At 60.1% G+C, this 1,581-nt stretch carries 2 protein-coding genes; both read left to right on the top strand.

The features are described 5' to 3' along the window. Nucleotides 1-274: transposase (locus R3X27_RS25450; protein WP_317711714.1), on the top strand; the 274-nt coding region annotated here is incomplete at its 5' end. A gap of 89 nt (nt 275-363) precedes the next feature. Continuing rightward, entirely contained in the window at nt 364-1,401 is a 1,038-nt protein-coding gene (locus tag R3X27_RS25455; protein WP_317711715.1) for an AraC family transcriptional regulator, read from the top strand. The last annotated feature ends 180 nt before the right edge of the window (nt 1,402-1,581 follow it).

The raw sequence follows: 1,581 nt of genomic DNA on the forward strand, positions 1-1,581 counted from the left end.
ACAGAAGGTCCGGGACTGGATCTCTGCTGTCGGGGCAAAGACCGCATACATCACGCCGGGATCGCCTTGGGAGAATGGCTACTGCGAGAGCTTCAATGCCAGGTTCCGCGACGAGTTGCTCAACGGGGAGATCTTCTACTCACTGAAGGAGGCAAAGATCCTGATCGAGGAATGGAGGAAACACTACACCATCCGGCCTCACAGCGCCCTGGGATACCGACCGCCGGCGCCCGAAAGCGTCATCCCGATAGACCAGAGGCCGGTCATGCACTAACTTTCAAACCGGGCCACCCAATGGGGGCATTCCAACAGACGGGCCTTAACGTGGCGCGACACGTCAAAAACCAGGGCGACGGGCCACGAATGACATCCGAGATTCCAACCCATAGTGCAGTCTGGGGACAGATCATTGTCGGGGAGCTGAAGCGAACAGGCCTTTCCGAACGCGAGATCCAAAAGGAGTTCGGGGTCTCAAGGGCGCAATTGGAAGACCCGGATACGCGCTGGTCTTTCGACAAGACCGCAATGTTGTTCGAAAGGGCGCGGGCCCTGACGGGGAACGACCTCCTCGGGTTCCGCCTGGCACAGTCGCCGGATCTGGTCAGAAAGGCTGGGTTGCTTGCCTATGTCGGCGTTTCTGCCCCCACCGTTGGCGGCTACCTTCGAAACATCACCCGTTTTCAACGCGTGATCGGTGACGCGAGCAAGACGGCCTTGGAAGAAGGCCCGGAATTTGCCCGGCTGGCCTGGCATTACGATGTACCGGCGAGCATTCCGACCGGGCAATATGCCGAGTTTGGAGCCGTTGGCACGGTCTTCGCCCTGCGGGACTACTCCAATCAGAAAATACGTCCGACGCATATTCAGTTCGCACATCAGCGCCGGAGCGGGACCGAGGCGTTCGACCGGTTCTTCGGATGCAATGTCCTGTTTGGTGCCTCGGAGAACAGCATTGCTTTCAAGGCGGCTAATATGGATGTGCCGCTGTTGACGGCCGACGACAACTTGCAGCGGACGCTTTCGGTCATTTGCGAGAACACGCTGGCCCAGATGCCGCAGACACCGAACAGTGTGGCCCGGGTTGTTGAGAGGCAGATCACGGCGCGCCTCGCATCCGGCACAGCCCAGCAGGATGCGATTGCGACTGAACTTGGGATGAGCGCCCGAACGCTGGCCCGCCGACTGACCGACGAGGGCACGAGCTTCGCAGCCGTCGTCGCCAACCTGCGAAAGGCGCTTGCCCGGGACTATTTGCTCAACAGCACGCTTCCACTCACCGAGATCGCCTATCTTCTCGGTTATAGCGACGCCAGTACCTTCAGCACGGCATTCCGGAGGTGGTACGGACAGCCGCCCAGCGATTTCAGGGAGCGGCCTGCAACAGAAGCGCCCCAGACATAGGGCAAGCGATCTGAACAGAGGCCGGACTGCTCGGATCATAGACCCGCATTTGCACCTCTCTCCGTCTTCCCAAACCACACTGACGCAACAAACCCGGCGAGCCTTGGGCCCACCGGGTTTGAAGCAGATGCCCGAACTCTCCGGCGTCGGTTGGAAGGGGTTAACCGTTCCGGTTGTCTC

It is taken from the genome of Tropicimonas sp. TH_r6, assembly GCF_033101155.1.
GTDB lineage: Bacteria > Pseudomonadota > Alphaproteobacteria > Rhodobacterales > Rhodobacteraceae > Tropicimonas.

Excerpts from the sequence above, each read along its gene's own strand:
- R3X27_RS25455 (WP_317711715.1), top strand. The coding sequence starts at position 364 with ATGACATCCGAGATTCCAACCCATAGTGCAGTCTGGGGACAGATCATT.